Below are 17,849 nucleotides of genomic sequence, written 5' to 3'. Positions count from 1 at the left end.
CTAGCCGATATAATCGGCTTTTTTACTCGAGAATAGTGAGGGGATTTATGGCATTAACCCAACAAGAACAATTAACGCACTTGATGACGCAGATAGGTTTGTCAGATGATTTACAATCCTACTTTATAAACGGGCGTTTAACGCAAGTGATTGTGTCTAAGCAAGACAAACTATGGACGTTTAAAATAGCATTAACAGCTATTTTGCCAGCCAATGTGTTTGTCCAATTTAGACAACAGTTACATACGGCATTTACAAACATTGCTCAGATTAAGTTAGATATTACAACAACTGACCGCAGTATTAATGAAATACAGATGAATCAGTACTGGCATCTGGCTTTATCAGATTCAAAATTAAATCATACGACAGCGCAACAATTGGCTAGTAATACAAGCTTGGCATTACTAGATGAGACGCAGTATACCGTTGCAGTTGGTGCCGAATCACTCTTTAAAGCGCTCAATCAAGATGTTATCGATTCAATCGTTGCAGCATATCAAACTTTTGGATTTTCTGAAATTACTTTAACACCTCAGCAAGATGAAGCACTAGCCCAACAAATTGAAGATAGTGTTGCCCAGCATCATGCGAAAGCACAAGAAGACTTACAAAAGGCGATTCGTGCTAGCGAGCAGGCGAAGCCGAAAACGACAGCTGAAGGTGTTGCACTCACGCTTGGCCGTAAAATTGCCACTGACGCGGATATTACGCGACTAGAAACAATCGATTCTGAAGAAAATCGTGTGGTTGTTGAAGGATTTATTTTTGCTAATGAAGTGCGTGAATTACGTTCCGGACGCAAACTAATGACGATTAAAATAACTGATTATTCAAGTTCGATTTCAGCAAAAAAATTCTCAAATAATGAGAATGACGAAGCTGTTTTTGATCAAATTAAGCCAGGTATGTGGGTTCGTTTATCTGGTAATGTGCAAGAGGATACATACGCTCGTGAATTAGTTCTTAATATTTATGATCTACAGGTGATAGACCATGCTAATCGTGCAGAGTCGTATCAAGGTGAAACTAAACACATTGAGTTACATGTCCACACAGCAATGTCTGCTATGGATGCAGTGACCGATTATGGTGCGCTGGCAAAGTTAGCAAAAAGTTGGGGGCAAGAGGCCTTAGGTGTGGTTGATACGGCAAACGTTCAAGGCTTTCCAGAAGCTGTTGCGGCCGGTAAAAAAAATGATTTGAAAATGATTTATGGCATGGAAGCTAATCTTGTCGAAGATGGCGAACCAATTGCCTTTAACCTTGCGCCAGTTCCTCTTTTAGGAAAAAAAACAATTTATGTCGCATTTGATTTAGAAACCACCGGATTATCTGCTGTTACGGACAAAATTATTGAATTATCAGCTGTCAAAATGCAGATGGGCAATGTGATTGACAAGTTTTCAGAATATATCAATCCGGGATTTCCGTTGTCTGATTTTACAACTGAGTTGACCTCCATTACTGATGCCATGGTGGCTAATGCAGACACCGAAGAAAGTATAGTATCACGCTTTAGAGCGTGGGTTGGGGATGCTATTTTAGTCGGCCATAATGTTACATTTGATATTGGATTTATGAATGCAGCTTATAGTCGCTACAATCAGCCCGATATCAGTAACCCGATTATTGATACTTTACCATTTACACGCTGGCTTTACCCAGATTATAAGTCGTACCGTTTAGGAACGATTGCAAAACGTTTTAATATCAACTTAGAGCAGGCGCATCGAGCAATTTTTGATTCGGAAACAACGGGACACATTGCTTGGCGACTAATTAAGGAAGCTAATACGACCTATGCTTTAACAGACCATGAACAACTCAATGATCATATGACAGAGGGAGACGCCTGGAAACATGGCCGCCCAGTCCATGCCACATTATTAGTTCAGAATACAGTTGGTCTAAAAAATCTTTATAAATTAGTGTCACGATCAAACATTGAGTTTTTTGCTCGTGTACCACGTATTCCAAGATCCGTGCTTAATCAGTTGCGTGAAGGTTTATTGATTGGTACGGGTGACACCAGCGGCGATGTGATTATGACACTGATTGAAAAGGGCCGTGTAGCTGCTTTACAAAAAGCAAAGTATTATGATTTTATTGAAATTCAACCCACCGCAAATTATGCAACAATGATAGAATCAGGTTTGATTGCTAATGAGTCACAATTGCAATCAATATTAAAAGATATGGTCAGTATTGGTGATGAGCTGGATAAAACGGTTGTTGTGACTGGTGATATTAAGTACACAAATCCTGAAGACCGGATTTATCGTCAAATTTTAATTGGCACGCAGCCCGGTAATCCGCAAAATCGTACGGCACTACCAGAGAATTATTTTCGAACAACACAACAACTTTTGGACGATTTTGCTTTTATGGGTGATACTTTAGCCCGTCAGTTGGTAATTGATAACACGCATAAAATTGCTAATTGCTTGGAAACAATTACGCCATTGAAAAGTGGTTCATATCCGCCAAACATTCCGACAGCTGGGGACGAATTAACTAGACGCACATTTGAAAATGCGAAACGATGGTACGGTGATCCTTTGCCAGAAGTGATACAGGCTCGAATTGATCAAGAATTAGAGGCGATTATTGGAAATGGCTTTGCGCCACACTACATGATTGCACAAAAATTAGTTGAAAAATCGAACAAGGATGGCTACTTAGTAGGCTCGCGTGGGTCAGTTGGTTCTTCTTTTGTCGCTACAATGTCAGGAATAACTGAAGTTAATCCTTTTGCACCGCACTACCGTAGTGCACATGGTGATTATTTTGAGTTAGCTGATCCCAAAATATATGAATCTGGTTATGATTTACCTGATAAGCCTGACCCGAATCACCCTGGGGAGATGCTAATTGGTGACGGTCAAAACATTCCATTTGAAACTTTTATGGGGTTCAAGGGTGATAAAGTGCCCGATATTGATTTGAATTTTTCTGGTGATTATCAACCTATTGCACATAATTACATGAAAGTATTGTTTGGTGAACATAATGTTTACCGTGCAGGAACGATTGCTACCGTAGCAGAAAAAACTGCTTTTGGGTATGTTAAAGGCTTTGAACGTGATCATGATAAAAATTATCGTGGTACTGAGGTAGAACGATTAGCACAAGGTATTACAGGGGTAAAACGGACTACAGGACAACATCCAGGCGGTATTTTAATTGTGCCGCGTGAATATGATGTGTATGATTTTACGCCAGTACAATACCCAGCTGATGATCAAAAGTCATTGTGGCAGACCACACACATGGATTATCATGCTATTCATGATAACCTGTTGAAAATGGATATTTTGGGTCATGATGATCCTACCATGGTTCGTACGTTAAAAGATATGTCTGGTATTGATCCACAATCCATACCAGTTAATGACCCTGGCGTTTTGAGCTTGTTTACGTCGACTGATGCGCTTGGGGTTAACCCTGAACAAATATTTTCTAAAACGGGTACATTAGGATTACCAGAGTTCGGCACAAATTTCGTCCGTGGTATGTTGGAAGAAACGCAGCCGCATACTTATTCCGAGCTACTACAGATTTCTGGACTATCGCACGGCACAGATGTTTGGTTAGGCAACGCCAACGAATTAATTGAAAATGGCACTGCAACGATCGGTACTGTTATTGGAACACGTGACAAAATCATGACCGATTTGATTAACTGGGGCTTTCCAGCGGCGGATGCTTTTAACGTTATGGAAAAAGTCCGTAAAGGTAAAGGCATTACTGATGAATATCAGGCGCAATTAAGAGCGGCTAAAATTCCAGAGTGGTATATCCAATCAATGCTTAAAATTAAGTATATGTTCCCACGTGCACACGCGGCGGCATATGTCTTGATGGCGCTTCGTATTGCTTATTTTAAGGTTTATTTCCCGACAATATATTATGCTACGTATTTTTCTGTGCGGGCCGACCAATTTGATATTGTGGCGATGAGCCGTGGAAAAAATGCAACTAAAGAGGCTTTAAAGCGGTTGCGTGCTTTGGGCAATGATGCGACGGTCGGCGATAAAAATTTGCTAACCGTGTTAGAAATGGCTAATGAAGCTTTAGAACGTGGCATTCAATTCTCAATGGTTGATTTGTATCGGTCGGAAGCAAGTGAGTGGGTGATTGACGGTGATACGTTGATTCCACCATTCTCAGCTGTCCCCAGTTTAGGTGAAAACGTAGCAAAGCAGATTATTGTGGCACGACAAGAAAAGCCGTTTTTAAGTAAAGAGGATTTGAAAAAGCGAGGCAAAGTTTCGCAAACTATTATTGATTATTTATCACAGAATTCGGTCCTTGATGGTATGCCTGATGAAAATCAGCTTAGTTTGTTTGATTTTTAATCAGTCGCACACTTAATATGACCTATAAAACAACGATAGGATATGATTGTTATGAAACATGAATGGCATCAGAAGGTTGCAAATTATTTTGAATATGTTTTAAATGTTGTGATTATTGTTATTGGTGTTGTAATATTTGGCTTTTTGTTGCGGTCAATCTATCATTTATTACACTTACTGCTAATCGTGAACGATATGCGCGCTGACTTTAATGAAATCACTGAGTCAACTTTGGCTGTATTTTTGTTTTTTGAGTTTATGAGTTTAATACGAGAATACTTTATTAAAGATGCGCATATTAGTATGGAAAGTTTTCTATATATTGGGGTCACAGCATTAATTCGAGCTATTTTGGTCTATCACGATCAAACAATGCGAACGCTATTATTAGCATTATCGATATTTTTACTCGTGATTACTTTAACATTTTATCGCTTTTTTCGAGAAAAAACGAAAAGATTACCAAAAAGCAAATGAAGACTACTTATTATCAATAAGTAATAATCATTTGCTTTTTTTTTTAATAATTACAGGCATAGCTATAGGCTCTTTGTTTAAGAAAAAGCGCCTGATTACGCGTTTTTTACTAGGGTCAATATGTTATGATTAAATGGTAATAATCTTTCGGAGGAATGTGTTGTAGGACACAACATACTGAGATCATGACTAAAAAAATTGTAGTTCTCGGCAGCTTAAATGTCGATAATATTATGAAAATGCCACGTATGCCGTTAGAAGGGGAAACAATGGCGTTGACAGATGTCACTACTGCACCTGGTGGTAAAGGCGCTAATCAGGCAGTTGCTGCTGCGCGTCAAGGCGCAGAAGTATCGTTTATAGGTGCAGTCGGCAACGATGCTAATGGCCAGTTTATGCGTGCAACGCTATTAACCAACGGTGTGAATGTTGATGCTGTCACCACCAATGGGGATGTCCCTACTGGCTCTGCTTATATTATGTTACAAGATAGTGGGGCTAACACAATATTAATCCACGGTGGCGCCAATCAAGCGCTTACTGTAGCTGATTTAGACAAAACAATGATTGCTGATGCTGACACACTCATTGCACAGTTCGAAGTGCCGTTGGATGTCATCATTGCAGCTTTTAAAGTTGCTAAGGCCAATGGTGTTCAGACAATTCTCAACCCAGCGCCTGCTGTCTATGATTTGACGCCAGAACTCATGGCGGTGACAGATATTATTTTGCCAAATGAAACAGAAGCCCAACTATTATCAGGGTTGACTGTTGAAAATGATGAAGCAGTATTGAATCGCGTGAGTGATGACCTATTGTCTCAGGGTGTGTCGCGCAGTGTCATCACCTTAGGTGATGCTGGGTCTTTTGTGGCAGATGGTCAGAAACGCTGGTGGGCAAAACCAAATAAAGTTAAGGCGGTAGATACAACAGCTGCTGGAGATACTTTTATTGGCACATTGGCAACGGTTATTGCACCTGATTTTTCTAATTTAGATGATGCCATACATCGTGCAAGTGTTGCTAGTGCAATAGCTGTTACTCGGGCAGGAGCTATTCCTTCTATTCCAACAAGTGATGAGGTAGAGGCTTTTAAATGACCAATTTACCACAAGATTTTATTGATAAATACACGCGATTACTCGGGCAATCAGCGCCTGATTTTTTTGCGTCCTTTAATGCACCTGTGGTAAAAGGCTATCGTATTAATCCATTAAAAGCGAACAGTAAAACATTTGACACACCAAATGATGGCCGCGTGCCATATGGGGAATGGGGTTATTTTGGTACGGTGTCAGGACATGCAGTGGATCATGTTACAGGTGTAGTTTATTCGCAAGAACCATCTGCTCAATTTGTCGGCGAAGTGCTTCATCCAAAACCTGGTGAACGCGTATTAGATTTAGCTGCTGCCCCAGGTGGTAAGTCAACACATTTGGCAGCTTTTATGCAGCAACAAGGTTTACTATGGTCGAATGAAATTTTTTTGAACCGAGCCAAAATATTGAGTGAAAATATTGAACGAATGGGCGTCCAAAACAGTATTGTCAGTTCACAAACACCTGCCGAACTCAGTGCTAAATTACCCCAATATTTCGATAAAATATTATTAGATGCGCCTTGTTCGGGCGAGGGAATGTTTCACAAAAATGAGGCAGCTATTCAGCAGTGGCATAAAGATTTCCCTCAAGAATTAGCGGATTTACAGCGAGATATTTTAAGTGAAGCTGTTAAAATGTTAAAGCCGGGTGGTCAGATTGTTTATTCAACGTGCACATTTGCTCCGGAAGAAGATGAGCAAATGATTGCCTGGTTGTTATCAACATACCCTGAGTTTAGCCTAGAAGTCATTAATAAACCTGTATCGGCACGAATTGATGATGGCGAGCCTGCATGGGCTGATAAAGCTTATACTGATGGCACAAATCATCAAAGCCAAACACAATCACAACAGATACTTAAACAGACAGCTAGACTTTGGCCCAATCACTTGCAAGGCGAAGGGCATTTTGTAGCTAAGCTCTCAAAACAGGCTAACCCAGAAGCGCAACAAGACAATGTTAATCGCATGAAGTCAGTGACTTTAAATGCCACACAACAAGAAATACTAACTACTTTCCTTCATGACACGATGCTTGACTTTAATTTGCAAGGACGCCAATGGCAATTATTTGGGGATCGTTTGTACTTAGCGCCAATCGATTCGCCTGATATTAGCAATCTGAAAATTTTACGCTTGGGACTTGAGGTAGGGACATTCAAAAAGAATCGTTTTGAACCTGCACATGCTTTGGCCTTGGCCTTGCCGGCGAAAGACTTCGTCCAGCACTATGAGATGACTACATTAGAATGGGCAAAATATGTTCACGGCGATGTTATTCGCCCTAGCAAGCAGCTTCAGAAAGGCTGGGTTTTAATGACAGCCAATGGTAATGGTGCTGGGTGGGGTCGCTACGTTGACGGCCAAATTAAAAATTTCTTTCCTAAAGGGTTACGTTTCGTCGTTCAACAAGATAAGGTAAGTGATAATCAATAGGTTATTGTCAATGACTTTATTTGGGCTTGTGTAAGAGTTAAAAAGACCTATAATATTGATTTGTACTTATTAACAAGAGGTTGGTGCTATACAATGTTATACCTCGATAAAGGAGAAAATCACCATGAATCAATCAACTAAAATTATTATTGGTGCTGCTGCAGTTGTGATTGTTGGTGGCGGTATTTATGCTGCTACGACGGGTCAAAAAAAATCCGATGCAGAAACACACAAAGGTGCAAAGCTCGGTCTTGTATTAGATACAGGTGGTGTTGACGACCATTCATTTAACCAGTCAGCTTGGGAAGGCGCTAAAGCTTACGCCAAGGCGAATAATATGAAGTCAGGGCAGAATGCACCAGTAACTTATTTTACAACGGCAGATCATTCTGATTTGGATCAAAACTTCAATTTAGCGACAAAAAACAAAAAGTATAATATTGTTTATGGTATCGGTTATTCGTTGAATCAAGCGATTACAAAATCAGCTCAGCTTAATCCAAAACAGAATTTTGTGTTAGTTGATGATATCGTGACTAATCGGCCAAATGTCGCTTCAGTGATGTTTCGTTCTGAGCAATCATCGTATCTAGCCGGTGTGGCTGCTGCAACAAAAGCCAAGGAGAATGGCGAAAAGACGCTTGGCTTTATTGGTGGCATTCATGGAAACATTATTGATGCCTTTGATGCTGGATTTGAGGCGGGTGTTAAAGCAACTGACCCCACATTAAAAGTTGAAAAACAATATGCTAACTCATTTACAGATTCAGCAAAGGGTAAGACCATCGCTGCAACAATGTATGCATCTGGTATCAAGACAATTTTTGCTGCTGCTGGATTTGTTGGTAATGGTGCATTTTCAGAAGCTAAAGCTGAAAACACTAAATTGACCGCCGATTCAAAGGACCGTCTCTATATTATTGGTGTCGATCGCGATCAAAAATCTGACGGGGCATACACTTCGAAAGATGGTAAGTCAGCAACCTCAACATTAGCTTCATCAATTACTTCTGTTGGCGATGGGGTTAAAAATATAGCAACTGATTACAATAAAACTAAAAAATTCCCTGGTGGCAAGACGATTGCCTATGGCTTAAAAGAACATGGTGTCTATTTAACTGATTCAGAGTTATCAGCTTCAGAAAAAGCAGCAGTAGAAAAAGCTCAAAAAGCAATCATCAACGGTACAATTAAAGTACCCAATCACCCTGAGGGGTCACAATTTAACCAAAAATTCTAAATAGTTATCGTAAAAAGCGTCCGAGTAGGGGTGCTTTTTTGTTATAATGGAATTAGTATTTTTAAGTAGAAAGGCGAGACAAATGGCTTTTAAGCAACAAGTATCGATACCGGGAGATGCAACTTATCAAATAAGTCAAGATATTAAAAAATATACATTGGGTGATTTGGGCTTTATAACTAATAACGCCGGTGCCTATGTGTTACATCGCTCCTTAGAGCCGGAAAAAGCATTGGCAAATGCCATACAATTAAAAGTAACTGTCAATAAAGAGTTAACTGGCTTTAAATTAAGCACTGTCTCTGCTGGTGATTTGGCACGTATTGATATTTTCAAGCATGCACAGGCGACTAACATGGTACAACTGTATCAATTTTTTATGACGGAATTAGTAGCACGTGGTGTGCTGGAAAAGATTTAATATGACGAAATTTTACTTTGTACGACATGGTCAAACTGAATGGAATCTTGAACGGCGCTTTCAGGGTGGCAATGGCGATTCTGAATTATTGCCCTCAAGCTATGACGACATGATTAAGGTCGGCGAATACTTAAAAGATGTTTCTTTTGCGCATGTCTTTGCCTCACCATTACGACGGGCACGAATAACTGCAAAAAACATTTTGCGAACAATGAAATATCGTGGGCATGTCTCATTACGATCTAATATTGCTGAAGTTGGGTTGGGTCAATGGGAAGGCGAATTAGTTGCAAACGTGAAACAAAAATATGCAACAGCATACTATAATTACCGTGAAAATTTAGATGAATTTGAAGGACAAGAATTTGACGGTGAAGGCTACACTAAAGCAGAGAAACGATTTGTTCGATTTATCAAAAATTTAGCAGAAAAGTATCCGGATGATAATATTTTAATTATCTCTCATGGTATGGCATTATCATTTGGTATCAATGGGCTAATTCAGACACCACGAATGGCTATTCGTGAAAGAGGTGGGTTAAGTAATACATCGACTACAATACTGTCAACCGAAGACGGACAAACATTTAAAGTTGTTGACTGGAATAATACGTCTTATCTTAATAAAGCACAAAACGATACAACGACAATATAGTGATAATGGAGACCTGAAGTAAGACGACGCATGGTTTATCAGGAAGAACAACAATTAGATAAGGTATCTGGTACGTTACAACATGTGATTTTTGCGTCTAATGACTCTTATTTCAAGATTTTGTCTATTCAAATAGATAATGCAACGTTAAACCAATGGGATGAACCAGAAATTATTGCTACTGGGACATTTGCTGATGTTCAGGAAGGCAGTATGTATGCTTTTTATGGCACAATCGTGCGACACCCAAAGTATGGTAAACAACTCAAGGTGGTGAGATATGAGCATGAAATGCCGCCAGACGAAAATGGATTAATTAAATACTTTGCTAGTGGACAATTTTCTGGTATTGGTCAAAAAACAGCTGAAAAAATTGTCGAACATCTAGGCTTAAATGCTGTAGATTTAATCTTAAATGACGCCACTGTGTTAGATGGCTTAGTAAAGCCTGCGACAGCACAAAAGTTAGTACGTAATTTACAATTAAATCTAGGGTTAGAACGACTATTTCAAATTGGTAATCAATTTGGTATTGGAGCAGATATTACTGGCCGTTTATATGATCAATACGGTCAAGAGGCACAAGATATTTTGTTGCACGACCCTTATCGTCTCGTGTTTGAATTTGATGGTATATCATTTAAAGTAGCTGATGTAGTCGGTCAACAATTGGGTATCGACAGATTAGATACCAAACGTTTACAGGCTGCAGTATATGCGGCCATCATGAATGTGAGTTTTCAGTATGGCCATACATACGTCACGCGTGAACAACTCCGGCAAATAAGTTATCAATTATTACGTGAAAATCGGATTGACTCAGCTATTGATTCAGCGATAACGATGTTGATTGAACAGCATGTTTTAACAGTTGACGACGATAAAATTTACGCAACGACCCTTTATGTCGCTGAAAATCAGGTTGCACAGCATTTGACACGCTTGGTCCATGCACCAGCACCGATTGACCTAACAGCAGCTGATGTTGATTCAGGGTTTGACACACCAGGCCAATTAATATTAGATGACACACAGATTGCGGCCGTCAAAGCAGGGCTTAATGCGCAGGTGTTTTTATTAACTGGTGGCCCGGGAACTGGTAAAACCACTATTGTTAAATCAATTGTTGCGACGTGGCAAAAAATACTACAGCACCATGCCAAATTTGCCGATAATGCTCAGGATTTTTTAAAGTTATATGCCGTTAAAATGGCCTCCCCAACTGGTCGAGCAGCTAAACGGATGACTGAAGTGACTGGACATGATGCGACAACTATTCATCGTTTACTTGGAATTACTGATTTGGGGGAGCCGGAATTTGATAACGAAAATCCAATTTCCGGTGGACTCTTAATCATCGATGAAGCCTCAATGCTGGATATTGAGTTAACGGCTAAGTTGTTGGCAGCCATTCCTAGTGGTATGAAATTGATTATCGTTGGTGATTCAGATCAATTACCTTCCGTTGGGCCGGGCAATGTCTTAGCTGATTTGGTTAACAGTGGTATTCTGCCACACATTGAGCTTGAAACGATTTATCGACAAGGCCGTGGTAGTAGTATTACCGCATTAGCACAAAATATTAAAAGTGGCCGATTACCTGAGGATTTCTTAGAGAATAAACATGATCGTTCCACGTTCATGGTATCACCAGAGCAAGCAGAAACAGCGATTAAACAAGTAGTACAAGCTGCAATTAAGAAAAACTATACACAAGATGACCTACAAATATTAACACCCATTTATAAAACATCAGCTGGTGTGCTGACATTAAATACGATGGCACAAGCACTATTTAATCCAGAAAAGGCAACGAAAAAGTCACTGCAATTTGGGCACACCTATTTTCGTAAGGGTGATAAAGTTTTACAGTTGGAAAACGATAGCGAGCGGGATGTTTACAATGGTGACATGGGCACAATTATTGCTGTTCAATCTAAACAAGATAAGGGCAATGAAGATCATGAAGACCGTTTGGTCGTTGATTTTGATGGTAAAGAGTTAGCATATACTAAAAAAGATCTCAGTCAACTTACTTTGGCATACGCGACAACAGTTCACAAAGCGCAAGGGAATGAATTTAAATTGGTCATTATGGTCCTGACCTCTCAATTCGGTCTTATGCTGAATAGGAACCTATTGTACACAGGAATCACACGAGCTAAAGAAGCATTAATTTTGGTTGGTGATTATCAAGCTTTCAATCGGGCAGCCAAAACACCGGTGCCACAACGTGCGACTACTTTAAAGCAGCGCTTACAAGCATCAATTGTCGACAATAAAACCTCTGAAAAAACAATTATCAAGCAAGATGAGCCCGAGAAAGCCGTTCTAACTTACCAACTGACAGCTGGTATTATTTCGGCGCAAACCATTGATCCAATGATTGGTATGAACGAGGTCACCCCAGATGATTTCATGTTAAATTAAAAAATGCTGTTATAATAAAATTAGAAAGAAAAATGGAGAGCATGATATGACGCCCCCTGAATATCAAATATTTAGTCTTGGAAGTAATCCACAATTAGCAACAGAGATTGCCCAAATTTTAGACATTGAGTTGTCCACTATTGATGTCAAACAGTTTGCGGATAATGAAATTTATGAACGTATTCACCAAACGGTTCGCGGACGTGATGTTTATGTGATTCAGGGTATTACAGAGCCTGTAAATGATAACTTCATGAAATTGATGATTTTTATTGACGCGGCAAGACGCGCCTCTGCTCGAACAATCAATGTCGTTATTCCATACTTTGGTTACGCACGTTCAGACCGTAAAGCACGCTCTCGCGAACCGATTGTTGCACGGCTAATTGCTAATATGTTAGAATCGCAGGGTGTTAAGCGGGTTATCACACTGGATTTACACGCTGATCAAGTTCAAGGATTTTTTGATATCCCTGTTGACCACCTAATTTCAATGCCGGCACTTGGGCACTATTTTTATGCTAATCAGTTATTAGGTGATGACCTTGTCGTTGTGGCACCAGATCATGCTAGTGTTAGCCGTGCTCGCAAATTTGCGAAATTATTGCATGCCGAATGGGCTGTAGTGGATCATCGTACTGAGGAAAAGGTTAACAATAAGCCTGACAGTGTTACTGGTAACGTCAAAGGAAAAAGAGCAATTCTCTTAGATGATATTATTGATACTGGCTCAAGTATGATGGTTGCCAGTCAGGCATTAGTGGCTGCGGGTGTTACGGAACTATATGCTGTCGCGCCGCATGCTGTTTTATCTGATCATGCTGTTTCTAAATTAAAAAATTCTGCTATTAAACGGGTGTTGGTAACCAATAGTATTGAAGTACCTGAGACAAAGCAGTTTAACAAATTAACGCAAATTTCTGTTGCTGAACCATTTGCTGAAGCGATAAAGCGAGTGGCGGCTTGCGAAAGCATTGAAGATATTTTAAAAAGTCCGGATAATTTGGATGTGAAATTATGAAATCAGTTGATATAAAGCCACTATTATCACCAGAATGGGGGATGGTAGACCAACATGCTGTAACCACGCAATTTGGTGCCACTATTCAATTTAACGCGCATCATGTCAAAAAGGTACAATGTACGTTCCAAAGGTCTTATCCCAGTCTGTCTTTTGCTGTTAAAATTGGTGACACAGTTTGGCAAGATGTCACTGTTGATGGTGAAACTTTATCTTTTGCTGTACCAGATAATATGACAGATGTTGCGATTACCGTCATGCTACGCACTATTGCCTGTGATAGTCTCACACTGTGGTCAGAGCAAGTGATACTGCTAGGTATGAGCGTGGATCAAGGTGATATAACGCCAATTGAAATAAATAAACCTTTTATAACATTTGTCGGTGATTCGATTTCTGCTGGCGAAGATATGGCAATTGATGGGCATCATCCGGAATTAAGTTATCCCTATTTAGTTGCTACTGCACTAAACAAGCCAATGAGTCGTATTGCTTATGGTGGCACTGGGCTTACCGCACATGCGCCTTTTCAGCAGCCAACAGCTATTGAAGCGTTATGGCACGTAGCAGAAAATGTTGCGCGACGACGCGTTATAACAGATTTAGTTATTGTGAACTATGGTACAAATGATTTTAATTACCATGCAACGGCCGACAGTTTTGCTTTTGGGTTACGTATCTATTTGCTTGAGCTGATCAAACGTTTTCATACAGCTAGAATTATTTTACTTGTCCCTTTAAATGGGGCATTTAAAACGGTATTCCAAGAAGAAATCAAGCGTTTTTCGCAGTTTACGTTATTTGACGCTTCACAATGGCTCGCAACAGATGAACGTGTCCACCCAAATATTTTAGAACATCAACAAATTGCAGAATATATTTTGAAAGGAATTTAATTATGGTATATGCAGCAGATGAACAGCGTTATGAAAAATTACCTTACCGTCGAGTGAGTGATTCGGGTTTGATTTTACCAGCCGTGTCATTTGGTTTATGGCGGAATTTAGGTGACCAAATGCCACTTGAAAACTCTAAGAAAGTAATTCTTAAGGCATTTGATAGCGGTATATTTAGTTTTGATAATGCCTCTAATTATGGACCAAGTAATGGTACGGCAGAAGAAACTTTTGGACAAGTTTATCGTAGTGATTTGAAGCCATATCGCGATGAATTGGTCATTACGACAAAGGCAGGATATCACATGTGGCCTGGTCCGCTAGGCGAATTTTCTGGCAAAAAAACACTCACTGCAGCACTTGACTTAAGTCTAAAGCGTATGGGGTTGGATTATGTGGATATCTTTTACGCGCATCGTTGGGATCCCAACACAAGGTTGGAAGAAACAGCACGCGCACTTGATTTAATCGTACGACAAGGTAAAGCACTTTATGTTGGTGTATCAAATTATACAGCTGAACAAACAGAGGCAATTGCAAAAATATTCGATGATTTAGGCACACCATTTATTGGTAATCAAGTATCTTATAATATGTTAAATCGCACGGCAGAAGAAGATGGCTTATTGTCAGTCCTTGATAAGCATCACGCGGGCTTGATTGCATATGGTCCGTTAGCTGAAGGGCTTTTAACTGATCGATATCTGAAAGCTATTCCGGCTGATTATCCTATCCATCGTACAAATGAGTTCTTATTTGAGAATGGTAAGGATAAATTGATTGAGAAACTAAATGCACTAAACTTAGTTGCACAAGCCCGTGGGCAAAAGCTGTCGCAAATGGCGTTAGCTTGGTTACTCAAAGATCAACGTGTTGCCAGCGTCGTGATCGGCGCCAGTAATATTGAACATTTGGTTGATAATTTATCATTCAGTGATCACATGACGTTTAGTACAGATGAAATAGCAAAAATAAATAAAATTTTAGTTTAAAAAATCACCACACATTATGTGTGGTGATTTTTTTATTTTGCACCTTCATTTTTTGTTACAAATGAAGGTGCTGGGAAAAATAGTGTTCGCGAAAATATTTTGGGGTGACCCCAGTTAATTCTCTAAAGGTTTTAACAAAATAGCTTTGCGTTGAAAATGATAGTAATTCAGAGATATCAGCAATACTAGAATCACAACTGATTAATAATTCCTTCGCAACGATAATTTTTTGCGACCTAATAAATTGTGTAATTGTGATACCATGTGCCTTTTTAAATGCCGGGTTAAGTGTTTTCTTCGATGCATATAATGCACTCGAAATATCATTTAATGTTATGTTTTCTCCAATATGCTCATTGACATAGGATTTAATTCTATCAGGGAGAGGCAAAAATGTTGAAGTTCGGTATTTTTTGATTGTTTGGAAATAGTGCCAGGCGATGCCTTGCAGTACTTGGAAAAAGCTAGGAATTTGTTTTATGGACTCTATTTCTTTTATCAGTTCATAATGCATTTTAAACGCTAAAGAAGCGGGATAACCCCATTGAATAATAGCCCGATTAAGAACGGCGAGGTAAGACAACAAATAATTCTTTTGCAATCTAAAATAATCTTTATTTTTAACTGTCTTATCAAATAGTTGAATGTCAGATAAAACATTTAGTGACTCAACTAGCTTGTCTTGTTGAGAATAAACAATGGCCTTAATAATGTTTGTTTCAATTTTAAAGTAAGCGGCAGAATCAAACTTATCGGAAGGGTTCTTACTTATATTTGATCCACCAAGATGATGAAGATGCAAAATATCATCCGGCGCTGTTAGAGAAGTATACATAGAATATATAATTTGTGAAACAGATTTCAAGTTTGTCAAGGTACTGAGCATCATCAACTCGTTAAATTGTGACGCTACGTTGCCATAATCAAACCAAAAAATGATAGCAGAATCACTAGGAACATTAATTGATAAGAAATATCCCTGAGCGTAACTGACGGAGTGATATACACCATCAGTAGGACACGTGGTTTGTTTGATTATACTCTTGAAACGTTGCGTGTCTGTGAAGACAGTACCAATATAAGGTACAAATTGATTAGTCTGGTGACTCAATATGAATACTTTTGCATAAAGTAACTCTGCTAATTTTTCTAATTCTTGCATAATGCTTAAAAAATCCTCTTTCTACTACTATCTTTATAGTGTAAATCAAACACATTTGTATATATTCAGACTTGACTGACAAAAGTGTTTATTCTGATATGAATAACCCTTTTTTAACATGAAGTTCCGTCTTGAATGGATAATAATTGCCATTGTTATAATGGTTTCTATTATATGGAGGTAGAAGATGAAGGCTAGGAAGAGACGGCAAAGTCCTGAGATAAGCAGGGTAACACGTTTTAAGATGTATAAGGATGGTAAGAACTGGGTTTTTTCAGGTCTTAGTAGAATGAAACTATGGGGCAATGTTGCTGATAAAAGCAATATTGTTGCTAGAGCAAGTGAAAGGATGCGATTGCAAAGCACTGTTCTTAAAGGCATAGTGAGTTTTGGAGCTTTATTAGGCGGATCAATTGTAACAAGTCATGAAGTCTTTGCGGACACGAAAACAGCTGTAGAGAAGACTGTTTCTCAAGATGTTTTGGCTAATCGAGGGCAACAAGTGATTTCTGGCACATTATCGACAAGCGTGAGCGAATCGACGAGCACCTCAACCAGTGCTTCAGACTCAGCTTCAACCAGTGCTTCAGACTCAGCTTCAACAAGTGTGAGTGAATCAACAAGTATAAGTGACTCGACATCGGAGTCAACAGGTAGCCAAAGTAATTCGACATCAACATCAGAGTCAACAGGCAATCAAAGTAATTCGACATCAACATCAGAGTCAACAGGCAATCAAAGTAATTCAACATCAACATCAGAGTTGACAGGCAATCAAAGTAATTCGACATCAACATCAGAGTCAACAGGCAATCAAAGTAATTCAACATCAACATCAGAGTTGACAGGCAACCAAAGCAATTCGACATCAACATCAGAGTCGACGAGTTCTGCAAAGTCTGAGACAAGTAATTATACGTTAGACGATTATAAACACGATGTTGTTAGTTACTTCACAAAAAATAATTTAGTCAGTACATCTACAGTAAATTCTGTAGATTTTCAAAGAACATTAAGCGATTCCTTTGTTTCGTTGCGAGCTGCGTCTCAACAGTACCAAACGCCCACTGAGAGTCCAAGTTGGTTTCTCGTATATTGGACAGCAGGGTTTACAAAGCAGCCTCAAAGTCTAAACACAGTTGTTAATAAACAATATAGTTTAAGTTCCTCGGCAACCAGTAATATTTGGGAGACTGTCTCACTTGCTTGGATTATTAGGTATCAGTGGTATGAGTACAATCCAAGTACTAACGCATGGAAGGCTGTGGGAACAGAAAATACCAATAACGCGAATTTTTCATCAAGTAAAGGTAATCCCGGTATCTATTACTATCAAGTTCGGGCACGAATTTTTGACCCAATTGGTGGAATATTTTCGATTCCACGTAACACTGTTTGGTCTGAAGTAGCAGTAGTAAATATTGAAGCAAATGAAGTTAATGCAACGAGTATTACAACGACGATTGATAACAATTACTTGTGGGTACATGAAGATAGTTCAAAACCTACAGATACAACTTACGCTCACGCAGTAATGACACCCTCGAACGCCACGGGGACAGTTACATGGAGCTCTAGTGATAACTCAATTGCTACGGTTGATAAGTATGGTCAAGTATCAGCAGGGTTTGCTACCGGAACTGTTCAAATAACGGCTA

The 17,849-nt window shown here is 39.3% G+C and carries 13 protein-coding genes and 1 pseudogene; 12 read left to right on the top strand and 2 right to left on the bottom strand.

The features are described from left to right. Window positions 1-47: 47 nt before the first annotated feature. The 11 genes from FAZ25_RS08790 (at window position 48) to FAZ25_RS08740 (ending at window position 15,029) form a co-directional block, all read left to right on the top strand. Entirely contained in the window at window positions 48-4,361 is a 4,314-nt protein-coding gene (locus tag FAZ25_RS08790) for a PolC-type DNA polymerase III (protein WP_192269539.1), read from the top strand. Between the two features lie 51 nt (window positions 4,362-4,412). Next, complete coding sequence (locus FAZ25_RS08785) at window positions 4,413-4,838, top strand: phosphate-starvation-inducible PsiE family protein (RefSeq protein ID WP_192269536.1); 426 nt, start codon at window positions 4,413-4,415, stop codon at window positions 4,836-4,838. 185 nt (window positions 4,839-5,023) lie between these two features. Continuing rightward, window positions 5,024-5,938 (top strand): ribokinase, encoded by a 915-nt coding sequence (rbsK, locus tag FAZ25_RS08780; RefSeq protein WP_004903462.1) that lies wholly within the window; start codon window positions 5,024-5,026, stop codon window positions 5,936-5,938. Continuing rightward, entirely contained in the window at window positions 5,935-7,374 is a 1,440-nt protein-coding gene (locus FAZ25_RS08775) for an RsmB/NOP family class I SAM-dependent RNA methyltransferase (protein ID WP_192269533.1), read from the top strand. Before rbsK ends, FAZ25_RS08775 begins: the two co-directional genes overlap by 4 nt. A gap of 124 nt (window positions 7,375-7,498) precedes the next feature. Next, window positions 7,499-8,614: a BMP family protein gene (locus FAZ25_RS08770; protein ID WP_004903457.1), complete on the top strand. Its 1,116-nt coding sequence runs from the start codon at window positions 7,499-7,501 to the stop codon at window positions 8,612-8,614. An 82-nt stretch (window positions 8,615-8,696) separates the two neighbouring features. Next, window positions 8,697-9,035 carry a DUF1831 domain-containing protein gene (locus FAZ25_RS08765; RefSeq protein WP_004903455.1) on the top strand — a complete coding sequence of 113 codons (339 nt, stop codon included), beginning with the start codon at window positions 8,697-8,699 and terminating at the stop codon, window positions 9,033-9,035. 1 nt (window position 9,036) lies between these two features. Continuing rightward, a complete protein-coding gene (locus FAZ25_RS08760; protein ID WP_192269530.1) occupies window positions 9,037-9,690 on the top strand; it encodes a histidine phosphatase family protein in 654 nt (217 codons plus the stop codon). 30 nt (window positions 9,691-9,720) lie between these two features. Then, on the top strand, window positions 9,721-12,120 hold the full coding sequence (locus tag FAZ25_RS08755; protein ID WP_192269527.1) for an ATP-dependent RecD-like DNA helicase: 2,400 nt from the start codon (window positions 9,721-9,723) through the stop codon (window positions 12,118-12,120). A 46-nt stretch (window positions 12,121-12,166) separates the two neighbouring features. After that, complete coding sequence (locus FAZ25_RS08750) at window positions 12,167-13,141, top strand: ribose-phosphate pyrophosphokinase (protein WP_192269524.1); 975 nt, start codon at window positions 12,167-12,169, stop codon at window positions 13,139-13,141. After that, window positions 13,138-14,037: an SGNH/GDSL hydrolase family protein gene (locus FAZ25_RS08745; protein ID WP_192269521.1), complete on the top strand. Its 900-nt coding sequence runs from the start codon at window positions 13,138-13,140 to the stop codon at window positions 14,035-14,037. Before FAZ25_RS08750 ends, FAZ25_RS08745 begins: the two co-directional genes overlap by 4 nt. Window positions 14,038-14,039: 2 nt before the next feature. After that, window positions 14,040-15,029 (top strand): aldo/keto reductase, encoded by a 990-nt coding sequence (locus FAZ25_RS08740; protein WP_192269518.1) that lies wholly within the window; start codon window positions 14,040-14,042, stop codon window positions 15,027-15,029. A gap of 55 nt (window positions 15,030-15,084) precedes the next feature. On the opposite strand, the gene FAZ25_RS08735 is transcribed toward FAZ25_RS08740, so the two are convergent. Next, window positions 15,085-16,191 carry a helix-turn-helix transcriptional regulator gene (locus FAZ25_RS08735; protein WP_192269516.1) on the bottom strand — a complete coding sequence of 369 codons (1,107 nt, stop codon included), beginning with the start codon at window positions 16,189-16,191 and terminating at the stop codon, window positions 15,085-15,087. A gap of 187 nt (window positions 16,192-16,378) precedes the next feature. Between FAZ25_RS08735 and FAZ25_RS09730 the strand changes: the two are divergent. Beyond that, window positions 16,379-16,480 (top strand): annotated as a pseudogene (locus tag FAZ25_RS09730) (KxYKxGKxW signal peptide domain-containing protein); the annotation flags it as partial. A gap of 182 nt (window positions 16,481-16,662) precedes the next feature. On the opposite strand, the gene FAZ25_RS09725 reads toward FAZ25_RS09730, so the two are convergent. Further along, entirely contained in the window at window positions 16,663-16,887 is a 225-nt protein-coding gene (locus tag FAZ25_RS09725; RefSeq protein ID WP_371812505.1) for a hypothetical protein, read from the bottom strand. Window positions 16,888-17,849 lie beyond the last annotated feature (962 nt).

This window comes from Leuconostoc sp. LN180020, assembly GCF_014844115.1.
GTDB lineage: Bacteria > Bacillota > Bacilli > Lactobacillales > Lactobacillaceae > Leuconostoc > Leuconostoc citreum.
Note: the sequence above shows the minus strand (reverse complement) of the source record. Positions and strands in the feature narration are given on the sequence as shown.

Excerpts from the sequence above, each read along its gene's own strand:
- FAZ25_RS08755 (WP_192269527.1), top strand. The coding sequence starts at position 9,721 with ATGGTTTATCAGGAAGAACAACAATTAGATAAGGTATCTGGTACGTTA.
- FAZ25_RS08735 (WP_192269516.1), bottom strand. The coding sequence starts at position 16,191 with ATGCAAGAATTAGAAAAATTAGCAGAGTTACTTTATGCAAAAGTATTC.
- rbsK (WP_004903462.1), top strand. The coding sequence starts at position 5,024 with ATGACTAAAAAAATTGTAGTTCTCGGCAGCTTAAATGTCGATAATATT.
- FAZ25_RS08770 (WP_004903457.1), top strand. The coding sequence starts at position 7,499 with ATGAATCAATCAACTAAAATTATTATTGGTGCTGCTGCAGTTGTGATT.
- FAZ25_RS08790 (WP_192269539.1), top strand. The coding sequence starts at position 48 with ATGGCATTAACCCAACAAGAACAATTAACGCACTTGATGACGCAGATA.
- FAZ25_RS08750 (WP_192269524.1), top strand. The coding sequence starts at position 12,167 with ATGACGCCCCCTGAATATCAAATATTTAGTCTTGGAAGTAATCCACAA.
- FAZ25_RS08745 (WP_192269521.1), top strand. The coding sequence starts at position 13,138 with ATGAAATCAGTTGATATAAAGCCACTATTATCACCAGAATGGGGGATG.
- FAZ25_RS08740 (WP_192269518.1), top strand. The coding sequence starts at position 14,040 with ATGGTATATGCAGCAGATGAACAGCGTTATGAAAAATTACCTTACCGT.
- FAZ25_RS08775 (WP_192269533.1), top strand. The coding sequence starts at position 5,935 with ATGACCAATTTACCACAAGATTTTATTGATAAATACACGCGATTACTC.
- FAZ25_RS08760 (WP_192269530.1), top strand. The coding sequence starts at position 9,037 with ATGACGAAATTTTACTTTGTACGACATGGTCAAACTGAATGGAATCTT.
- FAZ25_RS08765 (WP_004903455.1), top strand. The coding sequence starts at position 8,697 with ATGGCTTTTAAGCAACAAGTATCGATACCGGGAGATGCAACTTATCAA.
- FAZ25_RS08785 (WP_192269536.1), top strand. The coding sequence starts at position 4,413 with ATGAAACATGAATGGCATCAGAAGGTTGCAAATTATTTTGAATATGTT.